The organism is Tyzzerella sp. An114 (assembly GCF_002161055.1).
In the GTDB taxonomy this organism is placed as follows: Bacteria; Bacillota; Clostridia; order Lachnospirales; family Anaerotignaceae; genus Fimicola; species Fimicola cottocaccae.
Window position 1 is genome coordinate 121260 of record NZ_NFLT01000004.1, and the last position, 22694, is coordinate 143953.

The following is a 22694-nucleotide window of genomic DNA, read 5'->3' on the forward strand; positions in this document are numbered from 1 at the left end:
AAAAGTCTTGGGATTATCCCAAGACTTTTATTTTTATATTGCAAGTGTAGGTGCAACATAAACTCTAGCACCCATTTCAGTATCAAGAGAGTAAAGACCTTTTGCATCAGAACCAAAAAGAGTAAATTTCTTTATAATATCATCAGCGTTCTTTTCTTCTTCACCCTGTTCTTTTACAAACCAGTCTAAAAACTGCATTGTACGGAAATCTTTTACAGAGTATGCAGCATCATATATTGTATGTATAAGACTTGTAACATATCTTTCATGGTTAAGAGTTTCTTTTAAAGGTTCTATAAATTCTTTATATTCTTTGTTAGGTGCATCAATAGTGTCAAAAGTCACTTTTCCACCATTATTCTGAAGGTATGTCATAAAGAGCATTGCATGGTCTCTTTCTTCCTGAGCCTGTATTTTAAACCAGTTTGCAAAACCTGAAAGTCCCTGTTCTTCGTAATAGTTTGACATATCAAGATAGAAATATGCAGAATAAAATTCTTTGTTTATTTGATTATTTAAAAGTTCTGAAACCTTTGCATCAAGCATATAAAACATTCCTTTCTTTATTAAATATTTACTGTATTATAACATAAAAATACATTTATGAGACATATATTTCAATATAATCAAAATTAATATAGGGAGTGAATTTTTTGAAAAGAGCTGCTTTATACTGTCGAATATCTGTTGAGGATAAGGGAAGTTTTGAGAGTGAAAGCATTAAAAATCAAAGAGAACTTCTGGAAAAATACGCTTTTGAAAAGGGATATGATGTTTATAAAATTTATTTTGATGAGGATTATTCCGGTCTTGATGATGATAGACCACAGTTTAAAGAAATGATTTGTAATGCTGAAAAAGGATTTTTTGATACAATAATATGTAAAAATCAATCTAGATTTACAAGAAATATAGCAACAGCAGAAAAATATCTTAATTTAAAATTTCCAGAATGGGGGATAAGATTTATAGGTGTTGTTGATAATGTAGATACTGATTTAAAAGGCGGAAAACGTATGAGACAAATAAACAGCCTTGTTAATGAATGGTATTGTGAGGAGATTTCAGAAAATATAAGAGCTGTGTTTAAAAGAAAAATGGAAGAAGGTCTTTTTATAGGACCTTATGCTCCCTATGGATACATAAAAAATAGATTTGAAAAACATAAACTTGATGTTGATGAAAATACAGCGGAAAATGTTAAGTTTATATTTAATATGTTTATTGAAGGCAAAAATTGTGGTCAGATAGCAAACTTGTTGACAAATAGAAATATTCCAACACCTTCACAATATAAAATATCAAAAGGTCAGGATTTGGGGAGAAAAAATATTAAAAAATATGGGGTTTGGTCACAAAATACTGTTAGAAAAATATTAAAAAATCCTGTATATGTGGGGGATATGGTTCAGGGGAAAGAAAAAAAGATAAGTTATAAAAGTAAAAAGGTTACTTTGGTGTCTTCTGATAATTGGATAATGGTTAAAAATACTCATAATCCCATTGTATCAAGGGAGGATTTTGAAAAGGTTCAGAGTATTTTTGATAAAAATAAAAAATAAAAGTGCGGAAAATCCGCACTTTTTTAAATAAAGCCATTTTTCTTCCAAAGTTTGAACTCATATATTATTAATGAAAGGGCTACTATAAATGTTAAAGTGTCAGCTATTGGTGCTGAAAATAAAGCTCCTTTTAATCCAAATTTTGATGACAGTATCAAAGAAAGAGGAATAAGGAAAAAAGCCTGTCTTGATAATGATAATAAAAGAGCTTTTGAAGGTTTTCCTATTGCCTGAAAAAATGATGATGTCACCATTGGCATACCATATATGAAGAATACAAGCATATAGCTTCTAAAACATACCTTTGCAAATTCTTGATACATAGGAGAGTCATTTACAAATAGATATGCAATTTGGGAAGGAAATACCATATATACAATAAACCAACCTGTTGATATTATAAATGAAAATATAAATGCGTATTTATATGTTGTCTTTACTCTGTCATATTGTTTTGCACCATAGTTAAAACCGTTTATAGGCTGTGTTCCTGATGATAAACCAACAAGCATTGCATGGGCAATTTGATATATTTTCATCATCATGCCGTAACATGAAAGAGCTATATCACTTCCATATATTGTTGCAGCTCCATGTATTTTCATAAGATTATTCATTATGATTTGTAAAGCTGCTGTTGCTATCTGTGTAAAGAAACTTGATATTCCAAGAGAAAGTATAGTTTTACATACCTTTCCTGAAAGTTTCATATATGCTTTTTTAAATGTTATTGACTTAAATTTTGGTATGTATGCAAGACAGAGAAAACCTGCTACAAACTGTCCAAGTATTGTTGCTATGGCTGCACCTTTAACACCCATATTAAAACCAAATATAAAAACAGGGTCAAGTATTACATTTATTAAAGCTCCTGTCATCATACACTTCATAGTATATTTAGGGTTTCCGTCAGCTCTTATTATTGCTGTAAAGGATACATTTATAATCATAAAAGGAAGTCCCAAAAGTATAATTCTTGAATAAATCATTGATGACTCAAAAACTGTCTCTGTTGCACCAAATAGAGTTACAAGTTGTTCAAGAAAAATATTTCCAAATATGAGTATAAATAAACTAAAAAGAATTAACAGAAGAAAAGAGTTTCCAAAACCTCTGTCGGCATAATCTTTTTCACCACGTCCAAGAGATAGACTTGTGTTTGCTGCACAGCCATCACCTATAAGTAAAGCTACTGATACACATATTGTTGAAAAAGGAAAGGCAACATTTGTTGCAGCAATTCCCTCTATACCTACACTCTGACCAACAAAAATCTGATCCACAATGTTATAAAGATAGTTTACCATTAATGTTAGAGCGGTAGGCACAGAGAATTTTTTTAACAGACTTAAAATAGGGTCTGTTCCAAGGGGATTTGATGTTTTTGTCATAAAAATACTCCTTTCAGTCTCTTTAAAATATAAAAAGGGAGAAGAAAAGAATTTTATTTATTTTTATAAATAAAAAACTTTTCTTCTCCCGTCCAGACTTTCTGTCGGCTCCGTAATTTCAACGGATTAGCAAAAAAATTTGCTCGCAGGCTTTACTACCGGTAGGGGACTTCCCCGTTTCTGAAGAAAAATACTTTGTTTAAAATTTAACCTAATTATAATTTCACATTATTTAAAAGTCAATATGGGAAATTTGTACTAAAAGTAAGCATAATATTTTACACGTTACATGGGTACCGTGTCCGTTGTCATCATAGGCATTAGTTTTTCCATTTACAAAATCTTTAAAGGCTATTATACGATTTTTTGGCAGACAGAAATCAGCAACAGGAGAAATTCCGGTGTCAAGTATGGCTATGCCTACATTTTTTCCTGTAAATTGATTTTCATAATTTACTGTTTTTTTTGCTGTGTTCATACATGAATATATTAATTTGTTATATAAAAAAGATTTGTTCATATCTGTTCTCCCAAAAAACATTACTTTACTTTACAGCTTATGAAATACACTGTCTCTGTGACATTAATTTTTCATTTTTGGACAAATTATTGCTTGTCCTTATTAAAAATTTTAAAAAATTGGAATTTTTTTCAAAACACACCCATAAAATTAAATTGTGAAACAAATAAAACTTTAATTTTTAAAAGGAGGATTTATTTATGGGTTGTTTAAGTAATGGTTGTGGAGGAAGTAGCTGGCTTTGGATTATCATTCTTCTTTGTTGTTGTGGAAACAATAACAACAACGGCTGTGGTTGTGGAGGAAGTAATGATGAAATACTTATTTTATTACTTATACTTTGCCTTTGTGGAAATAACAATAATGGTTTTAACATCTGTGAGGCTAAAGAGTAATACTTACATCACAAGAGGCGGAAATTTTCCGCCTCTTTTTTGTATTATAAATAATATTAATTGCATATCCTTTAAAAGAGGGGTGTATCATTATGGATAACAATGAAAGTTCAAATATAAGAGGAATTCTTGAAAATTTTGGTTTTAATACAGAAAATATAAATAACAATGATATTATTGAAGCACTTAGTAAAGCAAAAAAAATAAAAAGTCTTATAGAAATGAATAGCAATGTAAAAAAACAAGAGGAGGTACATAATGAAATAAATACTGATGATAAAAACAATTTTATATATGCGGCAATACCATTTTTGAATGAAGAATATCAAAAAAGTATATATATCGCTGTAAAACTTATTGAGCTTAAAAAGGCTTTTGATATGCCTGTAATATCTATTCAGAGTAAAACAGTTCAAAAAAGTAGCTATGAGAGAAAAAAAGAACTTTTAAGTGTAATAAAAAAATATATGTCCAAAGAGGAGGCAGCAAAAATTGACAGTATTTTAAAATTTATTGAAATGAGAAAACTTATAAATATGAAAGGGGAAATTTTCTTTGAATGAAAATAAAAAAATAGATGATTTTATAAATAGAGCAAAAGGCAGAACTCCTCTTGAGATTATAGGGCTTTTTGCCTCAGAAAGAGAAGAACTTTTATCAGAAAGTACTAAGGAAGATGAGGAGGCACTTATAAACACTCTTATTTCAAATATGAATGAAAAAGAAATGGAAAGAGCAAGAAAATTTCTTGAGCTTTTGAGAGTAAAAGAATAAAAATGTATAAGTATACCAATAATTTAAGAAAAATATAATAATTTTTATTAACTAAAAATATTCATTATGTGCTATAATAAACCTACTTATTTTAAAAAAATGGAGATAATGAATATGTCAGATAGAGTAAAAAGTGAGATTTTCAGCTGGATAAAAACAATACTTTTTGCCGTAGTTCTTGCGGTATTTATAAACATGTTTGTAATAGTAAATGCTACTGTTCCAACAGGTTCAATGGAAACAACAATAATGCCCAATGATAGAATAGTTGCATTGAGGCTTTCTTATTTGTTTGGTGAGCCGGAAAGAGGAGATGTAGCTGTTTTTAAATATCCTGATGACCCAACAGGTGAAACTCTTTATGTAAAAAGAGTTATTGGACTTCCAGGAGAAACTGTTGAAATAAAGGACGGAGCTGTTTATATTAACGGTGAACTTAATGAAAGTGTTGATGAACATATAAAAGAGACATATATAGGAGATTATGGCCCTTATGAAGTTCCTGAAGGTTGTTATTTTATGATGGGTGATAATAGAAATAATTCTCTTGATTCTCGTTTTTGGGAGAATAAATTTGTTGAAGAAGATGATGTTTTAGGAAAAGTTATGTTTAAATATTTTCCAGGATTTAAAATTATAAAATAATAAAAAACCGCTTTAAAAAAGCGGTTTTTTATTTTTCAAGTATACATCTTACAGGGCAACCATCAGCATATTTTATTTTTAAAGGAAGACAATAAAATTTATACTCTCCCTCATCTATATTTTTAAGGTCAAGACTTTCAATAATTGGTATATTGTTTTCAAGTAGCTTTTTGTGAACACAAAAGTCTGTTGAGCTTTCAGACTCTATTGATATATAATCAATACCCACAACATTTATATTTTTTTCCACAAGATAACAAGCACATTCATATGTTAATGAACAGTATTCAGAAAGATAATTTTCTCCATCAAATTTTTCTGAATTTGATGTTTTAAAAATAATAATATCATTTTTTTCAATGTTATATTTTAAAATATCTTCTTTTTCAATTAATAATTTATTAGGTATATGTATAACTTTGCATTTACCACATATACAGTTTAAATCAATTGATGATATATCATTCATATCTTTGAAAAAATGTCTTGGTGCGTCAATATGAGTTCCTGTGTGGCTTCCCATAGTAAAAAGTGATACTTTAAAGGGATTTTCACATACAGATTGTATTTTAAACTCTGGGTCTTCTGGATATACATATGTTTTTTCTGTTATAGTTCTGCTTATGTCGTATATCATAAATTTAAAAACAACTCCTTTATTTTAAAATAATATATAAATACTCTTGTTTTTTTTATGATTAAAGTATAATATTGTTATGTTAATATTATTATAAAGGAGGTTTTTGTAATATGGCAACACAGGTTACAAAATCAACACTTATTGGCGAAATGCTTATGATAGACAGAGGTATAGCTGCTATTTTAATGCAGTCAGGAATGCATTGTGTAGGTTGTCCTTCTTCAGCTGGAGAAACTCTTGAAGAGGCTTGCCTTGTTCATGGTATGGACGTAGATGCTCTTTTAAATGACATCAATGCATATCTTGCAAGTAAATAATTAAAAAAATGGTGTGCTATTGCACACCATTTTTATTATTCTTAAAATTTTATTGAAGTTCTCCCCATTCATCAAAAAGTTCTTCAAGTTTTTCTTCAAGAGCTGTTTTTTCATCAAATATATCTTTTGCCTTTCCTGGGTCACAGCTTATTTTTTCATCAAAAAGCAGTTTTTCAAGCTCATTTATTTTATTTTCTGTCTTTTCAATTTCTTCTTCAAGTTTTTTGATTTTATTCTGTATTTTTCTTTCTTTGGCTTGTTCCTCTTTCTGTTTTTTCCAGTCTATTTTTGTGGAACTTTCAATTACAGGAGAAGGAATTGAAGGATTTGATATAGCAGCCTCCATTAATTCTCTTTCTTTTTCAGCTTTTTTCTCTAAGTAATAATCATAGTTACCTAAATATTCTGTTACACCATAAGGGTTAAGGTCAAGTATTCTTTCAGCTGTACGGTTTATAAAATAACGGTCATGGGATATATAAACAACAGTGCCTTCATAGCTGTTTATAGCATCTTCAAGTATTTCTTTTGAGAACATATCAAGATGGTTTGTAGGCTCGTCCAACATAAGAAGGTTAGCTTCTGAAAGCATTATTTTTGCAAGAGAAATTCTTCCTTTTTCTCCACCGCTTAATGAACCTATTGTCTTAAATATGTCATCACCTGTAAATACAAAGGCTGCAAGAACGTTTCTTATTTCACCGTTAGTCATATTAGGATAAGTGTCAGATATTTCTTGGAAAATTGTCTTTGTCTCGTCAAGAACTTGTTGTTCCTGGTCATAGTATCCTATATTAACATTTGTTCCAAGTCTTATTTCACCATTATCATAATTTACTTTACCTAAAAGCATTTTAAAAAGTGTACTTTTTCCTACACCGTTAGGGCCTATTATAGCTACTTTTTCGCCTCTGCGAACATCGAAACCTACATTGTTAAAAAGTTCTCTGTCTGGGAATGATTTTGATAAATTTTCAGCATGAATAACATCATTGCCACTTGTTATTCTAGGAGTAAGAGTTAAACGCATTTTATCAGGTAAGCTTTCAGGTTTATCAACTCTTTCTATTTTTTCAAGAGCTTTTTCACGGCTTTCAGCTCGTTTTATTGATTTTTCACGATTAAATGAACGTAAAGTCCTTATTACTTCCTCTTGATGTTTTATTTCCTTCTGTTGATTAATATATTGTTTTAACTGTATCTGTCGATTGATTTCTTTTTGTTGTGCGTAATAACTGTAATTTCCTTCGTATATTGTGGATTTTCTGTTTTCTATCTCTATAACTTTAGTAACTATCTTGTCCATAAAATAACGGTCATGGGATATTATCAAAACAGCTTTAGGATATGAACGCAAAAAGTCCTCAAGCCACATAAGAGAGTCTATGTCAAGGTGGTTTGTAGGCTCGTCAAGAAGAAGTAAGTCTGGTTGTGTCAATAAAAGCTTTCCTAAATGTACACGAGTTTTCTGTCCTCCAGAAAGTGTATTTAATGGTTTTTCATATTCTTCCTCAGTAAAGCCTAAACCATTTAAAACACCCTTTATACGGCTTTTATAGCTGTATCTATCAAGCTGTTCAAATTCTTGTGAAAGTCTTGAATACTGCTCCATAAATTTTGGCAACTCATCTTCAGGAATATCAGCCATTTTGTTTTCCATATCACGTAAATTTTTTTCCATATCCATAATATTATTGAACACAGAAAGCATTTCACTGTATATTGTAGTATCTTTGTCAATAACAAAATTTTGGGCAAGATAACCCATAGATGCATCTTTTCTTATAAATATATCTCCATCATCAGCAGATATTTCCCCTGTTATTATTTTAAAAACAGTAGTTTTTCCAGCACCATTTACTCCTACAATGGCAGCCTTTTCTCTATCTTCTATATTAAATGAAACTTTTTCAAGTATTGTATCAATACCATAGGATTTGCTTATATCCTTACAGGCAAATATCATTTCATTACCCCCTGTTTAAATTTTTACTTAGTATATAATATCAGAAAAAATCAGTATATACAATTAATCCTTTAAATAGACTACATTAAAAATGTAGTCTTTAAAATTCCTTAAAAATTTATTATACATATCATACAATAAATATATGTTTTTAAACAAGTAGAATAAATTATTTAGTTAAAATGACACAATTCAGTATATCATTGACAATAAAATATCATAAGTGTTATACTAAATCTAGAGTGGGTTCAAAAGGGGTTTTGATATTATGGAGAATAACGATAAAAAAATTTCAACGGCAGTAATAAACAGATTACCTAGATATTATAGGTATTTAGGCGATTTGCTTGAGAGTGATATTACAAGAATATCCTCTAAAGAGCTTAGTGCAAAAATGAATATCACAGCTTCTCAAATTCGTCAGGATTTAAACAATTTTGGCGGTTTTGGCCAGCAGGGCTATGGGTATAATGTAGAGTATCTTTACAATGAAATCAAAAAAATACTAGGACTTGACAGAATGTATAATCTTATTGTTGTTGGTGGAGGCAATATAGGTCAGGCTCTTGTAAACTATACCAGCTTTGAAAAAAGAGGGTTTGTTATAAAAGCTGTTTTTGATGTCAATCCAAGACTTATAGGTATGACTATAAGAGGTATTGAGGTTTATGATGTAGATTATATGGAGGAATTTGTAAAGAATAATGATGTAGATGTGGCTATACTTACACTTCCAAGAACTCAGGCTGCAAAGGTTGCCAATGACCTTGCTAGTTGGGGTGTAAAGGGAATGTGGAATTTCTCACATGTTGACCTTCAGGTTCCAGATGATGTTGTGGTAGAAAATGTCCATCTTACAGATAGTCTTATGACACTTCTTTATAAACTTAATGAGGTATACAGTGAGGAGAATGATGTGCTTTCACATCATAAACTTCATGGAGTAAGTGAAAAAGTAAAAGACAAAAACCCAGACTCGGAAGAATAATTTTAAAACAGACCTTTTTTAAAGGTCTGTTTTTTTATTGTCTGAATATTTTTTAAGTATATTGTTTGTTTTTTCACTGTCAATGTTGTTTATTGAAAGGGGAAATTTTGAAGGTTTAGTGTATTCTCTAAGGGGTTTTGAAAGAGTAGCAACATCAAGCCATTTTTCAAATTTAAAACCTGTATTTTTGTTTATACCTTCAATTTCAAAGCCTTGTTTTTTATGAAAAGCAAAACTTCTGTCATTTGGAACAGTTATAAGGGCATAGGCTGTATAATATCCCTGTTCTCTTACAATATCTTCAAGAGCCTTATATAGAATTGCTCCAATTTCTTTTCCTCTGAAATCTTTGTCAATATATATTGAAAATTCACAATTCCAACTGTAAGCAGCCCTTTCATGATGAGTTGAGGCATAAGCATAGCCATATATTTTTTCATTTTCTTCATATACTATGAAAGGATATTGTTTTTGTATATTTAAAAATCTTTTTTTAAATTCATCATAGGAAGGTACAGTATATTCAAATGTTATTGTTGTATTCTCAATATAGTATGAATATATTTCTATAACTCTTTTTATGTCTCTTTCTTCTAAAAGTCTAATTTTCATTGTTTTATCCACCTTTAAAAAAGGGCATTGAAAATCAATGCCCTTAATTTTTTATTTAATTTTTTAACCAAGAAGCATACGGTCGTTTGTTATACTGTCACCGCTTACTTTTTCAAACATACTTAAAAGGTCGCTTACTTGGAGATTTTTCTTCTGTTCTTCTGGAAGGTCTATTATTATTTTACCTTTATCCATCATGACAAGACGATTACCATGTTTTAATGCATCACGCATATTGTGTGTAATCATTAAAGCTGTAAGTTTATTTTCTGCTATAATTTTCTTTGTAAGCTCAAGAACTTTTTTAGCTGTTTTTGGGTCAAGAGCCGCTGTATGCTCGTCTAAAAGAAGAAGTTTAGGCTTTGTCATAGTAGCCATAAGAAGTGTTAAAGCCTGTCTCTGACCACCTGAGAGAAGACCTGTTTTTGTTGTAAGTCTGTCTTCAAGTCCAAGGTCAAGCATTTTTAAATGTTCTCTGTAAAAATCACGCTCAGCTTTTGTTATACCTTTTCTAAGGGTACGACCTTTTCCACGTCTATAAGCCATTGCCATGTTTTCTTCTATTGTCATTCCTGAGGCTGTACCCATTCTTGTATCCTGAAATACTCGACCTATATATTTTGCTCTCTTATATTCAGGAAGATTTGTAACATCGTTTCCATCTATTTCTATTGAGCCTGTATCAGTCATAAACATACCAGCTATGGCGTTTAAAAGTGTTGATTTTCCAGCACCATTACCACCTATTATTGTTATAAAATCTGATTCCTTCATGTCAAGGCTAACGCCTTTTAAGGCTCTTTTTTCGTTTAATGTACCTGGTTCGAAGGTTTTTGATATATTGTTAAGTTTAAGCATTTTTTCCACCTCCGACTATGTTTTTAACTGATTTTTTTGCAAATAATTTTTCCTTTACAACAGGAAGGAAAAGACAAATTGCAAGAACTACTGATGATATAAGTTTAAGGTCTGTTGGCTGAAGACCATTTTGAAGTACAAAAGCTATTATTATACGATAAAGTATTGAACCTAAAACAACAGATATAAGGCTTCTTAATATTGAAGTTTTTCCAAATATAACTTCACCGATAATAACAGAAGCAAGACCTATAACGATTGTACCTGTACCCATTCCAGCGTCAGCATAACCATTATACTGGGCTATTATACCACCGGAAAGAGATATAAGTCCGTTACTTATCATAAGACCAATTATAATCATAATGTCTGTGTTTACGCCTAAAGCACTTATCATACGAGGATTGTTTCCTGTTGCTCTTATGGCAAAGCCTAACTCTGTTGCAAAGAGAAGTACAAGAAGGATTATTATTACTATAACAGATACAATACCAACAATCATAATAGCGTTTGAGTTTGATATTCCCATATCTGTTACAGCAGATATTATTGTTGGTTTTCTTAAGAGGGGAAGATTTGCTTTTCCCATAATTCTTAAATTTACTGAATAGAGTCCTGTCATAACAAGTATACCACTTAAAAGTCCTGGTATTTTAAGTTTTGTGTTTAAAAGTCCTGTAACAAGACCAGCAACAAGACCTATAAGGAATGATACAAAAGTTGCCATAAAAGGATTTACATCATTCATTATAAGTGTTGCAGCAACAGCAGCACCTAAAGGGAAACTTCCCTCTGTTGTAAGGTCGGCAAAGTCAAGTATTCTATATGTTATGTATACACCCATAGCCAATATAGACCATAAAAGACCTTGTGATACTGCGTTTAAAAAAGTATCAAATGATATTAATTCCATATAATTTTCCACCTGTTCTATATTATGTTTTTATATGAAACTATCCGGCATAAGGTATATGCCGGATAATTTTTAAAAATTATTTTGTTGTTTTTTCACCATTTTCAATTACTATTACAGCCTTTTCCATAACTGAATCAGGAATTGTAACACCAATTGTTTTTGCTGTATCAAGATTTACACATATATCCTGAACATCTGAGAATTCAACAGGCATTGTAGCTGGGTCTTCGCCGTTTAAAATTTTAGCTGCCATTTTACCTGTCTGTTCACCAAGTTTATAATAGTCAATACCTAAAGTTGCAAGTCCACCACCGGAAACCATACCGTTTTCACCACATATAACAGGAGTTTTTGATGTGTCTGTTACAGAAGCAACAAGTGGCATTGCAGAAGCAAATGTATTATCTGTTGGAACATATATAGCATCAACTTTTCCAACGATTGACTGAACAACCTGTGAAATATCGTTTGTGCTTGTTACTGTTCCCATTTCATATTTCATTCCTAAAGCTTCAGCAGCTTCTTTTGCATATCCTGCCTGAATTTCTGAGTTAACTTCACTGGAGTTGTAAAGAATACCTACTGTCTCAACATCTGGAAGTATTTCTTTTAAAAGGTCAAATTGTTCTTTTACAGGTGTTTTATCACTTGTACCTGTAACATTTCCTCCAGGAGCTTCATTTGAGTCAACAAGACCTGCTTCAACATAATCTGTTATGGCAGAACCTATAATAGGAATTTCTGTTGTCTCTGTTGCAGCAGACTGAGCAGCAGGAGTTGCTATTGCAAATATAAGGTCAACACCGTCATTTACAAATTTCTGGCTCATTGTTTTAAGGTTTGACTGGTCATTCTGAGCATTTTGAATGTCAATTTCAATATTTTCACCTTCAACAAAACCTTCCTCGGCAAGAGCAGCAATAAAACCTTCTCTTGTATTGTCAAGAGCGTCATGTTCAACAAGCTGAAGAATACCTATTTTTTTCATTTCGGAGTCTGTATTCTCTGTATTTTCAGATGTTTCATTACTGTTTGTTTCAGATGTATCACTTGAACTTCCGCATCCTGCCAGTGAAAATACCATAGCGGACATAGCTACAAGTGAGCATATGGATTTTAAATATTTTTTCATTGTGAATTCCCCCCTGTTTTTATAAAAAAATAAAGATTTTTATGAAGATTATTTTATTGCAGTTGCAAAACAATGTCAATACGATTTAGCAATTTAAAGTGTAGCAATTTGAAGTGTAACGTTATTCTGGGATAATGCACTAAAAATAGCTATTTGTTTTGTGCATATTATTGTTTTAAATAGTTTTGTTTACGTGGTGTCGAAAAAGGTATAAAATTAGAATATAATGATATGGAGGAGGCTGATATTTATGAATAAAAGCAGATTTTCCGTTATAAAGGGTGACATTACAAGAATGAATACACAGGCCATTGTCAATGCTGCTAATACATCACTTCTTGGAGGAGGGGGAGTTGATGGTGCAATACATAGATGTGCAGGACCTGAGCTTTTAAAAGAGTGTGAACTTCTTGGAGGTTGCAAAACAGGAGAGGCAAAAATAACAGGTGGATATAAACTTAAAGCAGAGTATGTTATACATACACCAGGACCTATATGGATAGATGGTTATCATTTTGAAAAAAGTTTTCTTGCAGATTGTTATAAAAATTCTTTAGCTTTGGCTGTTGAAAATGATATAACAACAATATCTTTTCCTTCTATAAGTACAGGAGTTTATAGATTTCCTGTTGAATTGGCTTCAAAAGTTGCTGTACAAGCTATATATGATTTTTTACAACAAAATAATACTATTGAATTAGTTCAAATGGTATGTTTTGATGATAAGACATATAAAACATATAAATCAGCCTGCGAAGAAATTTTTGGATATTAATTAACAATAAATTAACAGTAAGTGTTTATTAATATGTGTGTTATCAACAGTCAAAAGACCTTGATTTTCCAGTTATACACATAGTTATTAACAGTATCAACAGAAATATATGATGAAAAATAGGTGTATAGCATTTTATTTGTTGTTTTTTGTTATATTATGTTAAATTAAGGTCAAATGTAATTTTACACAGAATTTTTAGTATAATAATGAGCATATTGACGAAAAAAGTTTTATACTAAAAAATTTAAAATTAAAAGAAGGAGTTTTAATATTTTTATAGAATATAACTATTATAAAACTTAATATTGAATTTTAAAAACTTTTGGTTTTTGAAATATATTTATCAAGCTAAGCTGTTTTTACAGCTTTTGAAGGGAGTTGTTTTTATGCGTTACAACATCAAAGGAAAAAACATGGACATCGGAGACAGAACAAGAGAAAAGGTTTCTGCTAAGCTTGACAGAATAGAAAAGCTTTTCCCAGCAGACGCTGAGGCTGTGGTTACTTTTGAATCACAGAAGCTTGAAACAATTGTAGAAGTAACAATTCCTATGGGCAAAAGAATTATAAGAGCAGAGGCTGGAGACCCAGACATGATGGCTGCGGTTGATAGCGTTGTTGATATTTTGGAAGGTCAGATTGTTAAATACAAAAAACGTCTTCGTTCAAGAATGAGAAGAGATGTATCATTTAAAGAAGAATATGAAGCTGTTCCAGTTTCAGAAGAAGTTCTTGATGAATCTCCTTTATATAAAATTGAAAAAATTAAACATTTTGAACTTCGTCCTATGGACGCTGAGGAAGCTGTTATGCAGATGGAACTTATCGGTCACAGTTTCTTTGTATTCAGAAATGGTGAAACAGATGATGTAAACGTTGTTTACAGAAGAAAAGACGGTTCTTATGGTCTTATTGAGCCTGAATATTAATTGAATAATAGTAAATTTTAGTGCCGGTTATACCGGCACTTTTTTATAGTTTATAATTAATATAATAAAGAGTTATAAAAAAATCCCACAGTAAAATTACTGTGGGATTTTTACTGATTTTATGGAGGTTTTTATGATAAGAGAATATGAAGAAAAAGATTTGGATATTATAATAAAACTTTTTTATGATACAGTACATTTTATAAATATAAAACATTACACTTATGAACAGGTTAATGCTTGGGCACCTGAAAATATAGACAGAAACTTATGGAATAATTCACTTTTAGAACATTATTCTATTGTATTTGAAGATAATGGAATTATAAAAGGTTTTTGTGATTGTGATAATAAAGGTTATATTGATAGATTATATGTTCATAAAGATTTTCAAAATAGGGGCATAGGTAAAAAACTCATTGAAAATGTGGAAAAATATATTTTGAATGGTGGAGTTTGTGAATTTTATTCCCATGTTTCAATAACAGCCCTTCCCTTTTTTGAAAAAAGAGGCTATACAGTAGTTAAAAAACAGTATGTTAATAGAAATAATATAATTCTTGAAAATTTTATAGTTAAAAAGAAATTATAAAAGTATACATAATAATTTTTTATGTGTAACTATGTGCTAAGTAAAATGTGATTAAATGTTCAATATATGTGGACATATTATAAATATATTTTTTGACAGAACAAAAAATTATTTTTTTTCGTATAATAGTTAAGAAATTGTTAAGAACAAACCTTTTGTGTATTTTTATATTGCATATATAAGGTGGTTTCTGTTAAACTATTAAGATGATAAAAGGATAAAAGAAAGTTTGAGGAGGTCTTTAAATGGGACTTTTGGAAAAAATTTTTGGTAATTACAGTGATAAGGAAATAAAAAAGATAATTCCCGTTGTAGATAAAATAGAGAGTCTCGAAGCGGAAATTTCAAAACTTTCCGATGACGAGCTTAGAGGAAAAACAGAAGAATTTAAAAAGAGAGTTCAGGAACAGGGTGAAAGCCTTGATAATATTCTTCCTGAAGCTTTTGCTGTTGTAAGAGAAGCCTCAAAACGTGTTACAGGTATGAGACATTTCCGTGTACAGCTTATAGGTGGTATTGTTCTTCATCAAGGAAGAATTTCAGAAATGAAAACTGGTGAAGGTAAAACTCTTGTTGCTACACTTCCAGCATATCTTAATGCCCTTACAGGTAGAGGTGTTCATGTAGTAACAGTAAATGATTACCTTGCAAAACGTGACGCTGAGTCTATGGGAGAAATTTATAACTTCCTTGGTCTCACTTGTGGTGTTATATTAAATGATATGAAACCAGATGAGAGACGTGCAGCTTATAATTGTGACATAACTTATGCAACAAATAATGAACTTGGTTTCGACTATCTTCGTGATAACATGGTTGTTCGCCGTGAAAACATGGTACAGCGTGACCTTGTTTATGCAATAATCGACGAGGTTGACTCTGTACTTATTGACGAGGCAAGAACACCTCTTATTATTTCAGGTAGTGGTGATAAATCAACACAGCTTTATAAAGTTGCTGACGCCTTTGTAAAAATGCTTAAAAAAGGACGTATACTTAATGAGGAAGACGCTTTAAATCCTCTTATAAAAGAAGATATTCAGGAGGAAGGAGATTTTGTTGTTGATGAAAAGGCAAAATCTGTTGTTCTTACTCAGGACGGTGTTAAAAAAGCTGAAAAATTCTTTAATGTTGAAAACCTTTCAGACCCTGAAAACCTTGAACTTCAGCATCATATAAACAATGCTCTTAAAGCTAACTACAATATGCACCTTGATAAAGATTATGTTGTAAATGATGATGAAATTCTTATTGTAGACGAGTTTACAGGTCGTATTATGCCAGGTAGAAGATATTCAGACGGTCTTCATCAGGCTATTGAAGCTAAAGAAAATGTTAAAGTTAAACGTGAGAGTAAAACTCTTGCAACAATAACATTCCAGAACTTCTTTAATAAATATGAGAAAAAAGCTGGTATGACAGGTACTGCTCAGACAGAAGAGTCAGAGTTTAGAAATATATATGGTCTTGACGTTGTAATAATACCTACAAATAGACCAGTACAGAGAATTGATAGACAGGACGTTGTTTATCGTACAGAAGCTGCAAAATTTAGAGCTGTTGTTCGTGATGTTATAGAAGCTCACGAAAAAGGACAGCCTGTTCTTGTAGGTACTGTTACAATTGATAAATCAGAAGAATTAAGCAAAATGCTTAAAAGAGAAGGAATACGTCATCAGGTACTTAATGCTAAATATCATGAAAAAGAAGCTGAGATTGTAGCTCTTGCAGGACAGATGGGTGCTGTTACAATAGCAACAAATATGGCTGGACGTGGTACTGACATTAAACTTGGAGAAGGTGTTCAGGAGCTTGGCGGTCTTAAGATTATAGGTACAGAAAGACATGAGTCAAGACGTATTGATAACCAGCTTCGTGGTCGTTCAGGACGTCAGGGAGACCCAGGAGAGTCTCGTTTCTTCATATCAATGGAAGATGACCTTATGCGTCTTTTTGGTTCAGAAAAAACTATGAAAATTGTTGATGCTATGGGACTTGAGGAAGATGACCCTATTGAACATGGTATGCTTACAAAAGCCATAGAAAATGCTCAGAAAAAAGTTGAGGGCAATAACTTTGCTGTTCGTAAACATCTTCTTGATTATGATGAAGTTATGAATGAACAGAGAGAGCTGATATATGGCGAAAGAAGACGTGTTCTTTTCGGTGAAAACTTAAGAGACAGTATAATGTCTATGATTAAAGAGTTTATTAATAGAACAGTTGAGGGCTGTGTAGGTGAAGTTCAGTATGCCGAAGATTGGGATATGAAAGAACTTAACGAGCAGATTAATGCTGTTATTCCTATGGGCTTTGTAAATATCAAAGATGAAAAAGTAAAAGAAATGACAAAGGATAAACTCAAAGAGGTTCTTGAACAGCTTGCTGTTAAACTTTATGAGTTTAAAGAAAAAGAAATCGGTGACGATGAAAAAATGAGAGAGCTTGAAAGAGTTATACTCTTAAGAGTTATTGACCAGAAATGGATGGACCATATTGACGATATGGACCAGATGCGTCAGGGTATAGGTCTTCATGCTTATGCACAGAGAGACCCTCTCATTGAATATAAATATGCTGCTTATGATATGTTCAACGAAATGAGCGAGAATATACAGAAAGACACAATAAAAACACTTTATCATGTAAGAATAGTTACAGAGCCTGTTCGTGAGGAAGTGCAGCGTCCAATGTTCACAAACAGAGATGATTCAGCACAGAAAAAACCTATTGAACGTAAAGAAGAAAAAATAGGAAGAAATGACCTTTGTCCTTGTGGAAGTGGTCTTAAATATAAACAGTGCTGTGGAAAGAACGCATAATTAATTTATAAAGTCTTAAATTTATAAAGTTATTTCTGAGCGGCGTTATTGCCGCTCATATAATATAAATCAAATATTTTTTATTTTAAAAGGAGTTGATTTTAATGTTCGAATTTGAACAGCTTGGTCTTGAGCTTTCAGCTTACGACGAAAAATTAGAGGAAATGGGGGCTTCACTTTGACGTCGCTGGTGCGAAAGAAAAGATAATGGAGCTTGAAGAAATGTCCGCTGACCCTGATTTTTGGAATGATATTGAAAAAAGTCAGAAAGTTTTACAGCAGACAAAGTCACTTAAAACAAAAGTAGAAAGATATGAAAACCTTGTATCAAAATATGAGGATATACAGACACTTATAGAAATGGGCAACGAGGAGGAAGATATTAGCCTTCTTGATGAGGCTAAAGAGCTTTCAGAGGAATTTAAAAGAGAATTTGACGAGCTTAAAATCTCAACTCTCCTTGATGGTGAGTATGACAGAAGTAATGCTATACTTACACTTCATTCTGGTGCCGGTGGCACAGAGGCTTGTGACTGGGTAAGTATGCTTCTTAGAATGTATCTTCGTTGGGCTGATAATATGGGCTTTTCTGTTGAGGAGCTTGACTATCTTCCGGGAGATGAAGCTGGTGTAAAATCTGTTACAATACAGGTTAACGGTGAAAATGCTTATGGATACCTTAAAGCTGAAAAAGGTATACATCGTCTTGTAAGGGTTTCACCTTTCGACAGTTCAGGAAGAAGACACACTTCCTTTGCTTCCTGTGATGTTATGCCTGAAATTGATGATGATATTGATATTGAAATCAATCCAGATGATATACGAGTTGATACATACCGTGCCAGCGGTGCCGGTGGTCAGCACGTAAATAAAACATCATCAGCTATACGTATTACTCATAACCCTACTGGAATTGTTGTTCAGTGTCAGAATGAAAGAAGTCAGCACAGCAACAAAGATAGAGCTATGAAAATGCTTAAATCAAAACTTCTTGAACTTAAGATTGAGGAGCAGATGCAGAAACTTGCAGAAATACGAGGGGATGTCAAAGAAATTGGCTGGGGTAGCCAGATACGTTCCTATGTATTTATGCCATATACCCTTGTAAAAGACCATAGAACAGGGGAGGAAACAGGTAATATTGCCTCTGTAATGGACGGTAATATAGACCCATTTATAAATGCTTATTTAACTTGGATTCATTCATAAGAGGTCTTTTTTATGAAGGAAATAAAAATTACAGAAAAAGAACAAAATCAGCGTCTTGATAAGTATTTGTTAAAATATTTTAATAAAGCACCTAAAAGCTTTATTTACAAAATGCTGAGAAAGAAAAGAATAAAATATAACGGCAAGAAAGCTGAAGGTGGAGAAATACTTTCAAGTGGTGACAGCCTTCAGCTGTACCTTGCTGATGAGACAATGGCAGGCTTTATGGAAGAAAAAACTATAAATAAAGCTGAACGCCGTTTCGGTATAGTCTGTGAAGATGAAAATGTTATTTTTGTCTCAAAACCGGCAGGGGTTTTGACACACCCTGAAAAGGAAAGTGACAAAAACACTCTTATAGACCAGATACTTTATTATCTTTATGAAAAAGGTGAGTATGAACCTTCTGCTTCATCAGTTTTTACTCCTGCTGTATGTAATCGACTTGACAGAAATACAAGCGGTATAATTATAGCCGGTAAAAATCTTATGGCTGTTCAGGAGCTTAACAGAGCTGTTTTGGAACATAAGATTGATAAAAGATATATCGCCCTTGTAAAAGGCGGTTTGAAAGCTAAAGGAGAGCTTACAGCCTATATAAAGAAAGACGGAAACAGAAATATTTCTTCTGTTATGAATAAAGAAGTTGAAGGCGGTAAAAAAATACTCACAAAATACAATGTAATAAACTCTGTAAAGGAATATGACCTTGTGGAGATAGAGCTTATTACAGGTAAATCTCACCAGATAAGAGCACAGTTTTCTGCTATGGGAAATCCTCTTGTTGGTGATAGAAAATACGGAAATGAAAATATCAACAGGTATTTCAGAATAAATTATGGGCTTAACAACCAGTTTCTTCATGCATATAAACTGATTGTAAATATAAATGACGGAGGACTTTCATATCTTTCGGGCAGAGAGTTTGTTTCACCACTTCCGGAGCCCTTCAGCACTATAAAAAAAGATATTTTCGGATAATTTGTAAACTTTTTTTATTTAGGGGAGGCAAATAAATGAAGGCTATTATTTTGGTTGCAGGCTATGCTACAAGACTTTATCCTCTTACTTTAAACACACCTAAGGCACTTCTTGAGATTAACGGTAAGGCGATAATAGATTATATTGTTGATGAGATAAATACAATAGATGAAATAGACACAATATATGTTGTTACAAATCATAAATTTGCAGAGCATTTTGGAAACTGGGCAAAAACTGTAAAATCAGATAAACCTGTTGAGGTTATTGATGATGGTACAACAACAGAGGAAACAAGACGAGGAGCTATCGGAGATATTTTATACACAATAGATGAAAAGAATATTGATGATGAGACTGTTATAATAGCAGGGGACAACTTCTTCACATATAAGTTAAAAGACTATTTTGATTATTATAAAAAAGTTGGCAAAGACTGTGTATGTGTAAAAGAGCTTAAAGACCCTGAACTCTGTAAGGCTTTTGCTGTTGTGCTTATGGACGAAAATGGAAAAGTAATTGAAATAGAGGAAAAACCTGAAAATCCTAAGTCTGACAAAGTAGCTTATGCTACATATATGTATACAAAGGATACAATGAAACTTATTAAAAAATACATTGATGAAGGAAATAAGCCAGATGCACCAGGACATTTCCCAGAATGGCTTTGTAAATTCAAAGATGTATATGCATACATTTTTGACGGTGAGTGCTATGATATAGGAACACCACAGAGTTATAAAGAAGTATGTGAACTTTTCGGTAAATAAAAATATCAAAAAAATTAAGGGCAGACCTTTGGTCTGCCCTTTTTACTGTTCTTTTTTCTCTATAAATTTTTTAAATCCCTTTTCAAATTTAACCCTAGGAAGCATTACCATATGACCGCATTTTATACATTTTATACGGAAATCTATTCCTGTTCTTAAAATTTCCCATTCATTTCCACCACATGGGTGATTTTTTTTCATCTGAACAATATCTCCTACATTAAAGTCCATTTTTTAACTCCTTTTCGCTTTATCTATAAATGTTTTAAAAATATACCTTTGTATACTTTTTTGTGATGTCTGTTCAGGGTGCCACTGTACACCCATAATAAAATTTTTACCTGTATATTCAATGGCTTCTATTATTAAATCATCGCTTTTAGCGGATATAATAAAATTTTTTGGAACTTCACATACAGCTTGATGATGAAATGAATTCACATAAATTCTTTTCTTTTGGAGTATACTGTAAAGTCCTGTGTTTTTTATTATATTCACACCATGGAAGGGGTATTTACCGGAAAAATTCTGAAAATGATTAAAAGTATTAAAATGTTCTTTTTGTATATCCTGATATATTTTACCTCCAAAAGCAAGAGCTATTATCTGCATACCTCGACATATACCCAGCATAGGTATATTTTTTTTAAAGGCTTTACGACATAGGTTTATTTCAAAAATATCTCTTTTTGGAGAAACTTCATTACAATACATAGGATTTTCACCAAAAAAAATAGGGTTAGGGTCTACACCTCCGGAGAATATTATTCCTTGTATATTTTGGAGTATTTCATCAGTACATTCATTGTTGTAGTATGCTGATATTATGGGAATTCCACCTTTTTGGCATACAGCATTAATGTAACTTTCATTTATTTTCAGTAATTTTTTTTCATCTGATGAGGGTACTATAAGTATTAGTGGTTTCATCTCAATCCCCTTTTACTATTGTATGTTATCATAATAATATGCTAAAATAAAGTGAATTTGCTTAAACTAAAAGAAATTTTTGGGGAGATGATTAATATGAAAACCATAGGTATTATAGGAGCTATGGACGAGGAGATTGCTGTTTTAAAAGAGAAAATTGATGTTGTTACAGCTAAAAATGTAATCGGGCTTGATTTCTATATAGGCATGTTTAACGGAAACAGCGTTGTATTTGTAAGAAGTGGCATAGGCAAAGTTAATGCCGCAGTTTGTGCTCAGGTTTTAGCTGACCATTTTGCTGTTGATTATATAATAAATGTTGGAGTTGCAGGTGCTGTGTCTCCTGAATTAAATGTAGGTGACGTTGTAATATCAAAGGATACTGTACAGCATGATATGGATACATCAGCTTTCGGCGACCCTCTTGGAGAGATGCCTAGAATGGCAGAAAGCTATTTTAAGGCTGATGATGAGCTTGTAAAATTTGCCATTAATGCAGCAGAGGAGATTTGTGGACCTGAAAAAGTTTTCTTTGGCAGAGTTGCCAGTGGAGACCAGTTTATAAGTGATAAAGATAAAAAGAAAAAACTTTGGTCAACATTCGGTGCTTACTGTACAGAAATGGAAGGAGCAGCTATTGCCCATGCTTGTTGGCTTAACAAAATTCCTTTTGTAATTATACGTTCAATATCTGATAATGCAGATAATGATGCTGATATGAAATATGAGGAGTTTGTTAATATTGCAGCTAAAAACTCAGGTGAAATTGTTTATAAACTTCTTGAAGTAATCTAAAAAATAACAAACTTTTATATAGTGTTTAAACAATTAAAATTAAGTGTTAATAAATTTAACGATAAATTATAAAAAATATACAAAAAATTAGTGTAAAAATTACTATTGATACATATTTATATAATAAAAAATATGTTAATTTATGTTGAAAAAGATTTTTGTTGATACCTTT

Annotated in this window: 26 protein-coding genes and 1 riboswitch; of the genes, 15 read left to right on the forward strand and 11 right to left on the reverse strand. The window is 31.7% G+C overall.

Translation table 11 applies throughout. The features are described 5' to 3' along the window. Positions 1 to 33: 33 nt before the first annotated feature. Positions 34 to 546 (reverse strand): ferritin, encoded by a 513-nt coding sequence (locus B5E58_RS05120; RefSeq protein ID WP_088108612.1) that lies wholly within the window; start codon positions 544 to 546, stop codon positions 34 to 36. A gap of 107 nt (positions 547 to 653) precedes the next feature. On the opposite strand from B5E58_RS05120, the gene B5E58_RS05125 reads away from it, so the two are divergent. Beyond that, positions 654 to 1562 (forward strand): recombinase family protein, encoded by a 909-nt coding sequence (locus tag B5E58_RS05125; RefSeq protein WP_088108613.1) that lies wholly within the window; start codon positions 654 to 656, stop codon positions 1560 to 1562. 23 nt (positions 1563 to 1585) lie between these two features. Here the strand turns inward: B5E58_RS05125 and B5E58_RS05130 are convergent, their stop codons facing one another. Both B5E58_RS05130 and B5E58_RS13875 read right to left on the reverse strand, forming a co-directional pair. Further along, on the reverse strand, positions 1586 to 2953 hold the full coding sequence (locus tag B5E58_RS05130) for an MATE family efflux transporter (protein WP_088108614.1): 1368 nt from the start codon (positions 2951 to 2953) through the stop codon (positions 1586 to 1588). A gap of 76 nt (positions 2954 to 3029) precedes the next feature. After that, a riboswitch (FMN riboswitch) is annotated at positions 3030 to 3145 on the reverse strand. Between the two features lie 40 nt (positions 3146 to 3185). Further along, positions 3186 to 3473, reverse strand: coding sequence for a hypothetical protein (locus tag B5E58_RS13875; RefSeq protein WP_088108615.1), 288 nt, complete (start codon positions 3471 to 3473; stop codon positions 3186 to 3188). 200 nt (positions 3474 to 3673) lie between these two features. Here B5E58_RS13875 and B5E58_RS05140 point away from each other — a divergent pair, with 200 nt between their 5' ends. From B5E58_RS05140 to lepB, 4 genes are all read left to right on the forward strand, one after another. Further along, the gene (locus tag B5E58_RS05140) at positions 3674 to 3868 is read left to right on the forward strand and encodes a chorion class high-cysteine HCB protein 13 (RefSeq protein ID WP_088108616.1); all 195 of its coding nucleotides are present in this window, start codon (positions 3674 to 3676) and stop codon (positions 3866 to 3868) included. Positions 3869 to 3960: 92 nt separating this feature from the next. Continuing rightward, the gene (locus B5E58_RS05145; protein ID WP_088108617.1) at positions 3961 to 4431 is read left to right on the forward strand and encodes a hypothetical protein; all 471 of its coding nucleotides are present in this window, start codon (positions 3961 to 3963) and stop codon (positions 4429 to 4431) included. After that, complete coding sequence (locus B5E58_RS05150) at positions 4424 to 4642, forward strand: hypothetical protein (RefSeq protein ID WP_088108618.1); 219 nt, start codon at positions 4424 to 4426, stop codon at positions 4640 to 4642. Before B5E58_RS05145 ends, B5E58_RS05150 begins: the two co-directional genes overlap by 8 nt. A gap of 114 nt (positions 4643 to 4756) precedes the next feature. Then, a complete protein-coding gene (gene lepB, locus B5E58_RS05155) occupies positions 4757 to 5287 on the forward strand; it encodes a signal peptidase I (protein WP_242956604.1) in 531 nt (176 codons plus the stop codon). A 28-nt stretch (positions 5288 to 5315) separates the two neighbouring features. On the opposite strand, the gene B5E58_RS05160 is transcribed toward lepB, so the two are convergent. Further along, positions 5316 to 5924: a cyclase family protein gene (locus B5E58_RS05160; protein ID WP_088108619.1), complete on the reverse strand. Its 609-nt coding sequence runs from the start codon at positions 5922 to 5924 to the stop codon at positions 5316 to 5318. A gap of 113 nt (positions 5925 to 6037) precedes the next feature. Between B5E58_RS05160 and B5E58_RS05165 the strand changes: the two genes are divergently transcribed. Continuing rightward, complete coding sequence (locus B5E58_RS05165; RefSeq protein ID WP_088108620.1) at positions 6038 to 6244, forward strand: DUF1858 domain-containing protein; 207 nt, start codon at positions 6038 to 6040, stop codon at positions 6242 to 6244. 49 nt (positions 6245 to 6293) lie between these two features. Here B5E58_RS05165 and B5E58_RS05170 read toward each other — a convergent pair whose 3' ends face one another. After that, entirely contained in the window at positions 6294 to 8210 is a 1917-nt protein-coding gene (locus tag B5E58_RS05170) for an ABC transporter ATP-binding protein (RefSeq protein WP_088108621.1), read from the reverse strand. A gap of 268 nt (positions 8211 to 8478) precedes the next feature. Here B5E58_RS05170 and B5E58_RS05175 point away from each other — a divergent pair, with 268 nt between their 5' ends. Beyond that, on the forward strand, positions 8479 to 9198 hold the full coding sequence (locus B5E58_RS05175) for a redox-sensing transcriptional repressor Rex (RefSeq protein WP_088108622.1): 720 nt from the start codon (positions 8479 to 8481) through the stop codon (positions 9196 to 9198). An 18-nt stretch (positions 9199 to 9216) separates the two neighbouring features. Here the strand turns inward: B5E58_RS05175 and B5E58_RS05180 are convergent, their stop codons facing one another. From B5E58_RS05180 to B5E58_RS05195, 4 genes are all read right to left on the reverse strand, one after another. Further along, positions 9217 to 9810 (reverse strand): GNAT family N-acetyltransferase, encoded by a 594-nt coding sequence (locus B5E58_RS05180; RefSeq protein ID WP_088108623.1) that lies wholly within the window; start codon positions 9808 to 9810, stop codon positions 9217 to 9219. A 63-nt stretch (positions 9811 to 9873) separates the two neighbouring features. Beyond that, the gene (locus B5E58_RS05185; protein WP_088108624.1) at positions 9874 to 10668 is read right to left on the reverse strand and encodes an ABC transporter ATP-binding protein; all 795 of its coding nucleotides are present in this window, start codon (positions 10666 to 10668) and stop codon (positions 9874 to 9876) included. Beyond that, complete coding sequence (locus B5E58_RS05190) at positions 10661 to 11581, reverse strand: ABC transporter permease (protein WP_088108625.1); 921 nt, start codon at positions 11579 to 11581, stop codon at positions 10661 to 10663. The genes B5E58_RS05185 and B5E58_RS05190 overlap by 8 nt, the downstream gene beginning before the upstream one ends. Before the next feature lie 79 nt (positions 11582 to 11660). Continuing rightward, the gene (locus tag B5E58_RS05195; protein ID WP_088108626.1) at positions 11661 to 12716 is read right to left on the reverse strand and encodes an ABC transporter substrate-binding protein; all 1056 of its coding nucleotides are present in this window, start codon (positions 12714 to 12716) and stop codon (positions 11661 to 11663) included. 250 nt (positions 12717 to 12966) lie between these two features. Here B5E58_RS05195 and B5E58_RS05200 point away from each other — a divergent pair, with 250 nt between their 5' ends. The 7 genes from B5E58_RS05200 to B5E58_RS05230 all read left to right on the forward strand — a co-directional run bounded on the left by B5E58_RS05200 (position 12967) and on the right by B5E58_RS05230 (position 20797). Continuing rightward, the gene (locus B5E58_RS05200) at positions 12967 to 13491 is read left to right on the forward strand and encodes an O-acetyl-ADP-ribose deacetylase (RefSeq protein WP_088108627.1); all 525 of its coding nucleotides are present in this window, start codon (positions 12967 to 12969) and stop codon (positions 13489 to 13491) included. A 389-nt stretch (positions 13492 to 13880) separates the two neighbouring features. Next, positions 13881 to 14423, forward strand: coding sequence for a ribosome hibernation-promoting factor, HPF/YfiA family (gene hpf, locus B5E58_RS05205; RefSeq protein WP_088108628.1), 543 nt, complete (start codon positions 13881 to 13883; stop codon positions 14421 to 14423). 133 nt (positions 14424 to 14556) lie between these two features. Further along, positions 14557 to 15015, forward strand: coding sequence for a GNAT family N-acetyltransferase (locus B5E58_RS05210; protein ID WP_088108629.1), 459 nt, complete (start codon positions 14557 to 14559; stop codon positions 15013 to 15015). Positions 15016 to 15260: 245 nt separating this feature from the next. After that, a complete protein-coding gene (secA, locus tag B5E58_RS05215) occupies positions 15261 to 17837 on the forward strand; it encodes a preprotein translocase subunit SecA (RefSeq protein ID WP_088108630.1) in 2577 nt (858 codons plus the stop codon). Between the two features lie 104 nt (positions 17838 to 17941). After that, a protein-coding gene (gene prfB / locus B5E58_RS05220) for a peptide chain release factor 2 (RefSeq protein WP_143597236.1) occupies positions 17942 to 19046 on the forward strand; the annotation gives its coding sequence in 2 pieces (ribosomal slippage) (positions 17942 to 18016 and positions 18018 to 19046; 1104 coding nt in all). A 12-nt stretch (positions 19047 to 19058) separates the two neighbouring features. Beyond that, positions 19059 to 20027, forward strand: a complete 969-nt coding sequence (locus tag B5E58_RS05225; protein WP_088108632.1) for an RluA family pseudouridine synthase — start codon at positions 19059 to 19061, stop codon at positions 20025 to 20027. Positions 20028 to 20062: 35 nt separating this feature from the next. Then, positions 20063 to 20797: a nucleotidyltransferase family protein gene (locus B5E58_RS05230; protein WP_088108633.1), complete on the forward strand. Its 735-nt coding sequence runs from the start codon at positions 20063 to 20065 to the stop codon at positions 20795 to 20797. A gap of 42 nt (positions 20798 to 20839) precedes the next feature. Here B5E58_RS05230 and B5E58_RS05235 read toward each other — a convergent pair whose 3' ends face one another. Together B5E58_RS05235 and B5E58_RS05240 are read right to left on the reverse strand one after the other, a co-directional pair. Next, positions 20840 to 21028 carry a DUF951 domain-containing protein gene (locus B5E58_RS05235; RefSeq protein WP_088108634.1) on the reverse strand — a complete coding sequence of 63 codons (189 nt, stop codon included), beginning with the start codon at positions 21026 to 21028 and terminating at the stop codon, positions 20840 to 20842. A gap of 3 nt (positions 21029 to 21031) precedes the next feature. Next, a complete protein-coding gene (locus tag B5E58_RS05240; RefSeq protein WP_088108635.1) occupies positions 21032 to 21727 on the reverse strand; it encodes a gamma-glutamyl-gamma-aminobutyrate hydrolase family protein in 696 nt (231 codons plus the stop codon). Between the two features lie 96 nt (positions 21728 to 21823). Between B5E58_RS05240 and B5E58_RS05245 the strand changes: the two genes are divergently transcribed. Continuing rightward, positions 21824 to 22522 (forward strand): 5'-methylthioadenosine/adenosylhomocysteine nucleosidase, encoded by a 699-nt coding sequence (locus tag B5E58_RS05245; RefSeq protein ID WP_088108636.1) that lies wholly within the window; start codon positions 21824 to 21826, stop codon positions 22520 to 22522. Positions 22523 to 22694: the final 172 nt, after the last annotated feature.

Bases quoted from the DNA above. Each gene is read 5' to 3' on its own strand.
- B5E58_RS05175 (WP_088108622.1), top strand. From the start codon at position 8,479: ATGGAGAATAACGATAAAAAAATTTCAACGGCAGTAATAAACAGATTA.
- B5E58_RS05235 (WP_088108634.1), bottom strand. From the start codon at position 21,028: ATGGACTTTAATGTAGGAGATATTGTTCAGATGAAAAAAAATCACCCA.
- B5E58_RS13875 (WP_088108615.1), bottom strand. From the start codon at position 3,473: ATGAACAAATCTTTTTTATATAACAAATTAATATATTCATGTATGAAC.
- B5E58_RS05165 (WP_088108620.1), top strand. From the start codon at position 6,038: ATGGCAACACAGGTTACAAAATCAACACTTATTGGCGAAATGCTTATG.
- B5E58_RS05195 (WP_088108626.1), bottom strand. From the start codon at position 12,716: ATGAAAAAATATTTAAAATCCATATGCTCACTTGTAGCTATGTCCGCT.
- B5E58_RS05230 (WP_088108633.1), top strand. From the start codon at position 20,063: ATGAAGGCTATTATTTTGGTTGCAGGCTATGCTACAAGACTTTATCCT.
- B5E58_RS05145 (WP_088108617.1), top strand. From the start codon at position 3,961: ATGGATAACAATGAAAGTTCAAATATAAGAGGAATTCTTGAAAATTTT.
- B5E58_RS05210 (WP_088108629.1), top strand. From the start codon at position 14,557: ATGATAAGAGAATATGAAGAAAAAGATTTGGATATTATAATAAAACTT.
- B5E58_RS05140 (WP_088108616.1), top strand. From the start codon at position 3,674: ATGGGTTGTTTAAGTAATGGTTGTGGAGGAAGTAGCTGGCTTTGGATT.
- B5E58_RS05225 (WP_088108632.1), top strand. From the start codon at position 19,059: ATGAAGGAAATAAAAATTACAGAAAAAGAACAAAATCAGCGTCTTGAT.
- B5E58_RS05240 (WP_088108635.1), bottom strand. From the start codon at position 21,727: ATGAAACCACTAATACTTATAGTACCCTCATCAGATGAAAAAAAATTA.
- B5E58_RS05130 (WP_088108614.1), bottom strand. From the start codon at position 2,953: ATGACAAAAACATCAAATCCCCTTGGAACAGACCCTATTTTAAGTCTG.
- B5E58_RS05170 (WP_088108621.1), bottom strand. From the start codon at position 8,210: ATGATATTTGCCTGTAAGGATATAAGCAAATCCTATGGTATTGATACA.
- B5E58_RS05120 (WP_088108612.1), bottom strand. From the start codon at position 546: ATGCTTGATGCAAAGGTTTCAGAACTTTTAAATAATCAAATAAACAAA.
- B5E58_RS05200 (WP_088108627.1), top strand. From the start codon at position 12,967: ATGAATAAAAGCAGATTTTCCGTTATAAAGGGTGACATTACAAGAATG.
- B5E58_RS05190 (WP_088108625.1), bottom strand. From the start codon at position 11,581: ATGGAATTAATATCATTTGATACTTTTTTAAACGCAGTATCACAAGGT.
- B5E58_RS05180 (WP_088108623.1), bottom strand. From the start codon at position 9,810: ATGAAAATTAGACTTTTAGAAGAAAGAGACATAAAAAGAGTTATAGAA.
- secA (WP_088108630.1), top strand. From the start codon at position 15,261: ATGGGACTTTTGGAAAAAATTTTTGGTAATTACAGTGATAAGGAAATA.
- B5E58_RS05245 (WP_088108636.1), top strand. From the start codon at position 21,824: ATGAAAACCATAGGTATTATAGGAGCTATGGACGAGGAGATTGCTGTT.
- hpf (WP_088108628.1), top strand. From the start codon at position 13,881: ATGCGTTACAACATCAAAGGAAAAAACATGGACATCGGAGACAGAACA.
- lepB (WP_242956604.1), top strand. From the start codon at position 4,757: ATGTCAGATAGAGTAAAAAGTGAGATTTTCAGCTGGATAAAAACAATA.
- B5E58_RS05160 (WP_088108619.1), bottom strand. From the start codon at position 5,924: ATGATATACGACATAAGCAGAACTATAACAGAAAAAACATATGTATAT.
- B5E58_RS05185 (WP_088108624.1), bottom strand. From the start codon at position 10,668: ATGCTTAAACTTAACAATATATCAAAAACCTTCGAACCAGGTACATTA.